This is a genomic window from Tahibacter sp., assembly GCF_035481375.1.
Classification (GTDB): Bacteria; Pseudomonadota; Gammaproteobacteria; order Xanthomonadales; family Rhodanobacteraceae; genus Tahibacter.
In genome coordinates, this window is the sequence record NZ_DATIGT010000119.1 from 20939 (window position 1) to 30454 (window position 9516).

The window sequence follows — 9516 nt, forward strand, 5'->3', positions numbered from 1 at the left end:
ATGCGTCGCTTCGAATTCTCCGAGGGCGCTTCGAACAAGTTTTGGGAAATCGCGCAGAACGACGCGGATCTCGAGATACGCTGGGGGCGCATCGGCACGCAGGGCCAGAGCCAGACCAAGAATTTCGCCGACGCCGCCAAGGCCAGGGCCGCGCTCGACAAGCTCGTCGCCGAGAAGACCGGCAAGGGCTATGCGGAAGTCGGCGCCGATGCCGCCGCCGCGGCGGCGCCGGCTGCAAAAATAGTCAAAGAGAAAAAGGAAGAAAAGGCGAAACCCGCCGGGCCGGTTGCGGCGGCGCCGACCGTTCCGGTTGCTGCGCCCGCTGCGCAGGCGCCGGCCGCCGACGAACCCGTGGCGTTCGAGGCGCTGCCCGAGCTGCCGGCCGCACCGGCTGACCGGCCGCCCTGGCTCGCCGCCGGCGAGCCGCTGGATTTCGACGGCGCCTGGAAATACCTGCACGGCGCGAACAACTACAACATCCGCGTCGTGCCGCTGCCGTCGCGGCGGTTTCCGGCCGAGCCGCCGACCGCCGATCCGCGCGCCTACTGGCTGCGCGCGCGCGAACGCCTGCTCAAGGACACGACGCTGGATTCCGCCGCGACGGATACGTCGCTGTGGCCGCTGCTGCAGCAGACCTGGCAGCGGCTCGATCAGCGCGGCGTCAGCGGCAGCGACGAATCCGACGCGCTGCTGCTCGCTCTGTCGTGCGCGCTGCTGTCGGACGACACGCATCAGCACCACGACGCCGGATGCGTCGCCGAGCACCTGATCGCGAGCCGCGGCCTCGTCGCCGCGCTGCAGCTGCTGCTGCAGGCGCAGGCCTACGGTGTCGCGTCCAGGACGCAGTGGCACGGCCAGCAGCGCGGACACTCGCGCGAAGTTGCGCTGACGCGCCACGTGTCGGGGCCGTTTTCGTCGGTCTGGTATTCGCCGCTGGCCGAAGACGAACTCGTGTTCCGGCGCCGCCTGTCCGACACGGACGCGGCTACGTGGGCGGCCTGCGTCGCGCTCGTGAAGGCGCAGATCGGCACGCTGCATCCGGCGCGCCAGGTCGTCGTGGCGATGCTGTTCCCGGACGCGCCGGAGCTCTCCGACGAGGTCGCGCTGCGCGTCGGCGGTACGGCCGCGCCGGGCGTGCTGCACTGGCTGCAGCTGACGGCGACCTCGCCCGAGGCGCTGGAGGCCATTTTCGCCGGCAAGACCGAATATCAATACTTTCTCCACAATGCGTCCATGGTCGCGACCGTGCTGCGCGAGCGGCGCATGGACACGCTGCCGCTGCTGCTGCGCGCGCCGACCCAGGATCTGCCCGGCGACCTGCTGACGTATTTCGGCGTGCCCGAGGCGGTCACGGCGCTCGCGAATGCCGCGACGTCGAGCAAGGCCTGTCTCGTGCGGCTCAATCAGGCCGCACAGCGCTGGCCGCTTGCGGCGATCGCGTCGCTGGCGCGGCTCATCGCCGCGGGCGGTCGCGACAGCGCGGCGTTGGCGCCGCTGCTCGGCGGGCTGCTGCAGTCGCATACGGCCGCCGCGGCATCGCTGCGGCCGTGGCTCGACGCCGCGGCCAACGGCGTCGTCGATCGCCAGCTTGCGCTGCTCGAGGGGCCGGCCGAAGTGGCCGATGCCGCAGACCTGCCCGGCGTACTCGCCGATCCGCCGTGGCTCAAGCCGCGCAAGACCGTGGCCACGGTGCTGGGTCTTGCGCCGCTCGACCTGCCGACGCAAGCGTTCTGGGACGAGGGCGAACGGCAGCGCCTGAGCGAGCTGTCGACTTACGAGAAGGGGCGCTATGCGCCGTTCGCCAAGGACATGTTCGGCTTCGCGCGCGAACTGGGTCTGGGGCACGACTACGGCGTGAACGACAAGACGCTGCAGAAGCAACTGCTGGAACAGGCAGCCGTCGCGTTGCGGCAGGGCGACGTCGAGTCGCTGTATGCAGCCTGGAAGCAGTCGCAGGCCAATCGCCGCTACAACTACACCGTCGTCAACGGAAGCCTGATCGGGCAGTTGCCGGACGCGCTCGCGCTCGCGGTCTGGAACCGCCTCGCCGGCGAAGGCACGAGCGACTCGAACGTGGGCTACATGCTCGCGCGCTTCGGCCTCGCCGCCTGGCCCGGCGCGCTGCGCGCGATCCGGCGCACGCCGGCCGACCACACCGGTCTCGCCGAGTGCTTCGCCGATATCGAACTCGCGGCGATGGCCGCGCGCGCCTATGCGAAGCTCAAGACCCTGCGCCGCTTCGGCCGCGACTGGCTGCTGCGCTATCCGGAACACGCCGCCGCGGCGCTGATCGCGCCCGCGCTCGGCAAGGCCGGCGAGGCACGCGACTGCGCCGGTGCGTCGCTGCGCTTTCTCGCGGCGAACGGGCACGAGGCGCTGATCCACGCCGTCGCCGCGCGCTACGGCCGCGACGACGTCAGCGCCGGCGTGCGCGTGATGCTTGCCGAGGATCCGCTCGATCGCTTCCCGAGCCGTCGCGGCAACCTGCCGGCGTTCTGGGCGCCGCGCGGCTGGCGCCGGCCGCGTCTGCGCAGCAACGGCAAGGCGCTGTCGGATACGGCGCTCGATCACGTCGGCACGATGCTGATGTTTCCGACGAACGAAGAACTCTACGCGGGCATCGCGCAGCTCAGGGAGGCCTGCACGCCGGAGTCGCTGGCCGACTTCGCCTGGGACCTGTTCTCCGCGTGGCTCGCGGCGGCCGCGCCGGCCAAGGACGGCTGGGGCATGACCGCGCTCGGCTGGCTCGGCAACGACGACACCGCGCGCCGGCTCACGCCGCTGCTCCGCAACTGGCCCGGCGAAGGCGCGCATGCGCGCGCGGTCGCAGGACTCGACGTGCTCGCGACGATCGGCAGCGACGTCGCGCTGATGCTGCTCAACGGCATCGCGCAGAAGGTCAAGTTCAAGGGGCTGCAGGACAAGGCGCGCGAGAAGATCGACGCGATCGCAACCGCGCGCGGCCTCAGTGCCGAAGAACTCGAAGACCGCCTCGCGCCCGATCTTGGGCTCGACGAGCACGGCACGCTGCTGCTCGATTTCGGTCCGCGCCGGTTCCGCGTCGGCTTCGACGAGACCCTGAAGCCCTATGTGCGCGACGCCGACGGCGCGCGCCTGGCCGATCTGCCCAAGCCGAAGAAGGCCGACGACGACGCGCTGTCCTCGGCCGCCGTCGAGCGCTTCAAGACGCTGAAGAAGGACGCCCGCACGATCGCATCGCAGCAGGTCACGCGCCTGGAAATCGCGATGTGCACGCGGCGCCGCTGGGAGCGCGAGGTGTTCGAACGCTTTCTCGCCGGCCATCCGCTCGTGCGCCATCTCGTGCAGCGCCTGATCTGGGGCGTCTACGAAATCGAGAGCGCGGACGACAAGGCCGGCGGACGTCTGCTCGCCTGTTTCCGCGTCGCCGAGGACGGCAGCTGCAGCGATGCCGACGACGCGCCGGTCGACCTGCCGCAGGGCGAGCGCATCCGCTACGGCTTGCCGCACGCGCTGGAGCTGCCGGCCGAAGTCGCCGCGGCGTTCGCGCAGGTGCTCGCCGACTATGAATTGCTGCAGCCATTCCCGCAGCTCGGCCGCGACAGCTACATGCTGAGCGATGCCGAGCGCGCGACGACCGAGCTCGCGCGCTGGAAGGACAAGGTCGTCCCGACCGGCCGCATCCTCGGCCTCGTCAACAAGGGCTGGCGGCGCGGCGAGGCGCAGGACGGCGGCGGCATCTGGTATTTCACGAAGCCGCTGTCGCGCAACGTCGTGATCGAGCTGAGCTTCGAGCCCGGCATCATCGTCGGCCTGGTCGGCGAGTATCCCGAGCAGAAGCTGCACGAGCTGCACGTCGGCGTGCAGGCGAACTGGGGCGGCATGCAGGATGCGAAGCCGTTCTCGACGCTCGACGCGATCGCCGCGAGCGAGCTGATTCGCGACATGGAAGCGCTCTGCGCCTGATCGGAACAATGGGATAAATTGACAATGAATGCCAAGACCGCGGCAGCCGCCGCGCCGAAGCTGCAACGGCCGCCGGCCGAAATCCTGTATGCCGAGGAACTCGATCGCCTGCACGCGGCCGACCGCGATCCGCGGCCGCCGGGCTGGGCGCTGAGCCTCAAGGCGGCCCGCGCATTCGTGCTCGGCGACGACGCGTTGCGCATCACGCGCAAGATCGTCGCACCGGTCGCCGCGATCGAGCGCATGCTCGTGACGCTTGCGACCGGGCGCGGCCTCATGCTGGTCGGCGAACCCGGCACGGCGAAATCGCTGCTGTCGGAACTGCTCGCGACCGCGGTCAGCGGCGTGTCGACACTGACGATCCAGGGCGGCGCATCGATCACCGAAGACCAGATCAAGTATTCCTGGAACTACGCGCTGCTCATCAACGAAGGCCCCAGTCCGCGCGCGCTCGTGCCGGCGCCGCTGTACCAGGGCATGCGCGACGGCCATGTCGTGCGTTTCGAGGAAATCACGCGTGCGCCGCTCGAAGTGCAGGACTGCCTGCTCGGCATGCTGTCCGACCGCGTGATGGCGGTGCCCGAACTCGCCGGCGAGCAGGCGATGCTCTATGCGCGCGAGGGCTTCAACATCATCGCGACCGCGAACACGCGCGACCGCGGCGTCAACGAGATGTCCGCCGCGCTCAAGCGCCGCTTCGATTTCGAGACCGTGTTTCCGATCCTCGACTACGAGCGCGAACTCGCGCTCGTGCAGCAGGCGTCGGCCGAGCTGCTCGCGCGCAGCGGCATTCCGAAGGCAGTCCCGGAACCGGTGCTCGAACTCCTCGTGACGACGTTCCGCGACCTGCGCGCGGGCGGCGACGGCGCGCGGCGCGAAGGCGGCATGGACAAGCTCAATGCCGTGATGTCGACGGCGGAAGCGGTCAATGTCGCGCACGCGGTCGGCGTGCGCGCGTGGTTTCTCGAACAGCGCAACGGCAGTCCGGCCGACCTCGTCGACTGCATCGCGGGCACCGTGGTCAAGGACGACGCCGACGACCGCGCGAAGCTGCGCCGCTATTTCGAGCAGAAGGTCGCGAAGAAATCCGGCGCGCACTGGCGCGCGTACTTCGAGGCGCGGCACCGCCTGCCATGAGCGCACGCGCGCCCTGCATCATCGGCGTGCGCCATCACAGCCCGGCCTGCGCGCGACTCGTCGCGGCGCGGATCCGTGCGCTGCGCCCGCGCCACGTGCTGATCGAAGGCCCGGCCGATTTCAATGCGCGCATCGACGAGCTGCACCTGCGCCACACGCTGCCGCTCGCGATCTACAGCTATCTGTCGGGCGATGGCACGCATCGCGGGTCGTGGACGCCGTTCGCCGAACACTCGCCGGAATGGCAGGCGCTCGTCGTCGGTCGCGCCTGCGGCGCGCAGGTGCGCTTCATCGATCTGCCGGCCTGGCACGACGCGATGGACGATCTGCCGAACCGCTATGCCGATGCACCGGACGCCGCACACGAGGCGCGCGCCGAAGCCTACGAAGCGGCGCTCGCGCAGCGGCTCGCGATCGACGGACGCGACGCGCTCTGGGATCACCTGTTCGAACAGCAGACCGGCGACGACGCGCTCGCCGCCGCGCTGCAGACGCACTTCGAACATCTGCGCGGGGACGATCCCGGTTCGCCCGGAAACGCCGCGCGCGAAACGCAGATGGCGCAATGGATGGCCTGGGCGATGGCGCGCAACGACGGCGAAGTGCTCGTGGTCTGCGGCGGCTATCACGCGCCGGCGCTCGCGCGGCGCTGGCGCGAACTCGATGCCGGCGACGGCGAGCCTGACGTGCCCGAACCGCCACGCGACGAAGCCGCGCTGCGCCACGGTTCATTTCTCGTGCCGTACAGCTTCCGCCGGCTCGACGCGTTCCAGGGCTATGCCTCGGGCATGTCCTCGCCGCTGTACTACCAGTGGCTCTGGGAAAGCGACGCGGCGGGCGCGGGAATGCGGCTCGTGCGCGACATTGCGACGCGCTTGCGTGCGCGCAATCTCGTCGCGTCGACGGCCGACCTGATCGCGCTGCACACCCATGCGCGCGGACTCGCGCTGTTGCGCGCGCATGCCGAGCCGCTGCGCGCCGACTGGCTCGACGCGGTCGCGGCCACGCTGCTCAAAGAGGCCCAGGACGTCGCGCTGCCGTGGACCTACCGCGGCACGATCCGCGCAGGCACCGCGCCGCTGCTCGTCGAAGTCATGGATGTGCTGGCCGGCGATGTGCGCGGCACGCTCGCGCGCGAGACGCCGCGGCCGCCGCTGCTCGATTCGGTCGAGCGCGAACTCGCGGCGCACGGTATCGCGCTCGAGGGCGAACGCGACATCGATCTGCTCGACGAACGCGGACGCCGCGAAAGCCGCGTGCTGCACCGGCTGCGGCTGCTCGGCATTCCGGGCATCGAACGGCTGCGCGGACCGGCGCTCGCGCTGGCTGGCGAACGTCGCGAGCGCTGGCGGCTCGGTCGTCCGCTCGAACAGACCGCGGCGCTCATCGAGGCCGGCGCCTACGGCGCGACGCTCGCCGATGCGGCGCGCGCAATGCTCGAGACGAAGCTGCGCGACGCGCGCAGCGATGTCGTCGCGCTCGCGCAGGGACTCAACGAAGCGGCGCTGGCCGGACTCGCCGCGGTCGGCGATGCGCTGCTCGCGGATCTGCGCGCGGCGATCGCGGCGGCGCCGCGATTCGAGGAACTCGGCCAGGCGCTGGCCGTGCTGTATCCGTTGTTCCGCCATGGCGAAGCGGTCGCCGTTGCCGGCGCACCGTTGCTGGCCGTCGTGATCGCTGCCGCGTACGACCGCGCGCTGTGGCTGTTCGAACCGGCCACCGGCATCGCCGCCGCCGATGGGTTCGCGCATCTGCGCGCAGTGATCGCGTTGCGCGATCTCGTGCGCGGGCATGCGGCGGACGTGCAGGACGGCGACGACGGACTCGATCTCGAAGTCGCGCGTGCGCTCGCGGTATTCGCGCGCAAGGCGCACGACGAAGCCGCGGCACCGCTGAGTCGCGGCGCGGCGCTCGGCGCGCTGGTCAGCCTGCCGCAGCTCGGCGACGCCGCAGGCGAGGCGTTCGATACCGGCGCGGCGCTTGCGCTGCTCGGCCGGCTCGCGCCGGATGCGATCGGCGATGCGCTGTCGGGCCTGCTCGCGCTCGCACGCGAACAGATCGCCGAGGATCCGGCCTTCGTGCGCGGCGTCGACGCGCTGGTTGCCGCGCTCGACGATCACGATTTCGTGCAGGCATTGCCGGCGCTGCGCAGCGCCTTTGCGTGGCTGCCGGCGCGCGAGCGCGGCCGGCTCGCGAGCGCAGTGCTGCGCCTGCACGACGCGGCGCATCTCGCGCAAAGCGCGCTGACCGCGCCGCTGCCGGCCGACATCGACGCAGCGGCGATCGCGCGCGCCACGCTGCGCGAGCGCGAACTCTGGCAGAACCTGCAGCGCTGGGGCGTGCTGCCGGCAGCGGAGGAAGAACCCGCATGAGCCTTGCGATTCCCGACGCGCTGCAGCGCTGGCGCCTGCTGCTCGGCGAAGCGTCGCAGGGCGCGCTCGGCGGTCTCGCCGGCGAAGCGCTCGCCGCCGACGCGGCGCTGGAGTGGCTGTACGGGCGCGATCCCGAGCGCGCGCTGCGCGGCGAGCGCAGCGGCGGCCTCGAGCCGTCGCAGCTGACCACGCCCGACTGGATCAACGACGTGCACCGGCTGTTTCCGCAGGAAGTCATCGAGCGGCTCGAACGCGACGCGGTCGAGCGCTACGGCATCACCGAGGTGGTGACGAATCTCGACGTGCTCGAACGCATTCCGCCGTCGCAGAGCCTGCTGCGCGCCGTACTGCAGACCAAGCACCTGATGAATCCGGACGTGCTGGCCGCGGCGCGCCGCATCGTTGCGGCGGTCGTGCGGCAACTGCTCGAAAAGCTCGCGACCGAAGTGCGCCAGGCGTTCGCCGGGCCGCGCGACCGGCGCCGGCGTTCGTCGCTGAAGATCGCGCGCAATTTCGATTTCGTGCGGACGCTGCGCGGCAACCTCGCGCGCTGGGATCGCGAACGCGGCCGCCTGTTCGTCGAACGCCTGCATTTCATGAGCCGTTCGCGCCGGCACGTCCAGCGCTGGGACCTGATCCTGCTGATCGACCAGAGCGGCTCGATGGTCGACTCGGTCATCCATTCCGCGGTGATGGCCGCGTGCCTGTGGAACCTGCCCGGCATGCAGACGCGGCTCGTCGCGTTCGACACGTCGGTCGTCGATCTGACCCAGGACGTGGCCGATCCCGTGGAGCTGCTGATGAAGGTGCAGCTCGGCGGCGGCACCGACATCGCGCGCGCGGTCGCCTATGCGCAGAGCTGCGTCGCGAATCCGGCGCGCACGATGATCGTGCTGGTCAGCGATTTCTACGAAGGCGGCGACGCGGGCGAACTCGTGCGGCGCGTGCAGGCGCTGGTGCAGGCGGGCTGCCGCGTGCTCGGCCTCGCGGCGCTGGACGCGGACGCGCGGCCGAACTACGACCGCGAGACCGCCGCGCGGCTCGTCAAGGTCGGCGCCCAGGTCGGTGCGATGACGCCGGGCGAGCTCGCCGGCTGGATCGCCGAGAAGGTGAAGCAGTGAACGTGCGTGCCGATCTCGTCGAACTCAGTATCGAGGCGCTGACGGCGCTGTCGAATCCGGGTTTCGTCAAGCGCGCGCAGAAGGACATTGCCGAAGGGCGCAGTCCGCAGATCGACGTGCTCGAAGACGCGACCGTGCAGGCGCGCTACGAGGACGGCCAGCAGGCCAGTCTCGCGCCGGGCAAGTCGCTGCGCGAAGCGCGCTGCACGTGTCCGGCGGCCGGACTCTGCCGGCATCGCGTGACGCTCGTGCTCGCGTATCAGGCGTGGGCGCGAACGCAGTCGGCACCGGTGGAGAGCGACGGCGACACGGCCGACGCGGCCGGGCCCGACACGGCGTGGAGTCCGGCCGCATTCGACGATGCGGCGCTCCAGCACGCGCTTCCGGCTGCCGCGCTCGAACAGGCGCGTCGGCTCGCTGCGGCGAAGCCCGTCGTGCGCCTGAGCGCCTGGAAACCGGGCGTGCCGACGCCGACCGCGCATCTGCCGCTGTGTACGGTGCGGTTCTTCTCGCGCAGCAGTCTCGCGCATGCGCGCTGCGACTGTCGGCTCGGCATGAATTGTGAACATGTGGCCATTGCGGTCTGGGCGTTCCGCCAGGCCGGCGGCGTGGTCGACGCGGTCGTCGAGCTGCTGCCGCGCAACGCTGCGGCGTCGGCGGCGGGCTTCGACGCGGAAGCGAGTGCGGCTCAGGCCGCTGCGCAGCGCTTCCTGCGGCGGCTCTGGCTCGACGGCAGCAGCCAGGACTGGACGCCGCTCGATGCCGACTGCGTCGCGCTGCGCGAACGCTTCGTGCGGCTGGGCTGGAACTGGCCGGCCGAAGGTCTCGACGAACTGCGCGCGCTGCTGATCGCCCAAGCCGCGCGCTCGAGCCGCTTCGATCCGCAGCGGCTGCTCGATGTGCTCGCCGAGTTCGGCGCGCGGATCGCGGCGGCCGCGGCC

At 71.0% G+C, this 9516-nt stretch carries 5 protein-coding genes; all 5 read left to right on the forward strand.

All coding sequences use genetic code 11. The annotated features are described in order from the left end of the window. The gene (locus tag VLF18_RS07765; protein ID WP_325279050.1) at window positions 1–3945 is read left to right on the forward strand and encodes a DUF4132 domain-containing protein; all 3945 of its coding nucleotides are present in this window, start codon (window positions 1–3) and stop codon (window positions 3943–3945) included. Window positions 3946–3969: 24 nt separating this feature from the next. Next, a complete protein-coding gene (locus tag VLF18_RS07770; RefSeq protein ID WP_325279051.1) occupies window positions 3970–5082 on the forward strand; it encodes an AAA family ATPase in 1113 nt (370 codons plus the stop codon). Then, the gene (locus VLF18_RS07775; RefSeq protein ID WP_325279052.1) at window positions 5079–7454 is read left to right on the forward strand and encodes a DUF5682 family protein; all 2376 of its coding nucleotides are present in this window, start codon (window positions 5079–5081) and stop codon (window positions 7452–7454) included. Before VLF18_RS07770 ends, VLF18_RS07775 begins: the two co-directional genes overlap by 4 nt. Beyond that, entirely contained in the window at window positions 7451–8575 is a 1125-nt protein-coding gene (locus VLF18_RS07780; RefSeq protein WP_325279053.1) for a VWA domain-containing protein, read from the forward strand. Before VLF18_RS07775 ends, VLF18_RS07780 begins: the two co-directional genes overlap by 4 nt. Beyond that, the coding region (locus VLF18_RS07785; protein ID WP_325279054.1) for an SWIM zinc finger family protein at window positions 8572–9516 on the forward strand (945 nt) is incomplete at its 3' end. The genes VLF18_RS07780 and VLF18_RS07785, both read left to right, overlap by 4 nt.

Bases quoted from the DNA above. Each gene is read 5' to 3' on its own strand.
- VLF18_RS07765 (WP_325279050.1), top strand. From the start codon at position 1: ATGCGTCGCTTCGAATTCTCCGAGGGCGCTTCGAACAAGTTTTGGGAA.
- VLF18_RS07770 (WP_325279051.1), top strand. From the start codon at position 3,970: ATGAATGCCAAGACCGCGGCAGCCGCCGCGCCGAAGCTGCAACGGCCG.
- VLF18_RS07775 (WP_325279052.1), top strand. From the start codon at position 5,079: ATGAGCGCACGCGCGCCCTGCATCATCGGCGTGCGCCATCACAGCCCG.
- VLF18_RS07780 (WP_325279053.1), top strand. From the start codon at position 7,451: ATGAGCCTTGCGATTCCCGACGCGCTGCAGCGCTGGCGCCTGCTGCTC.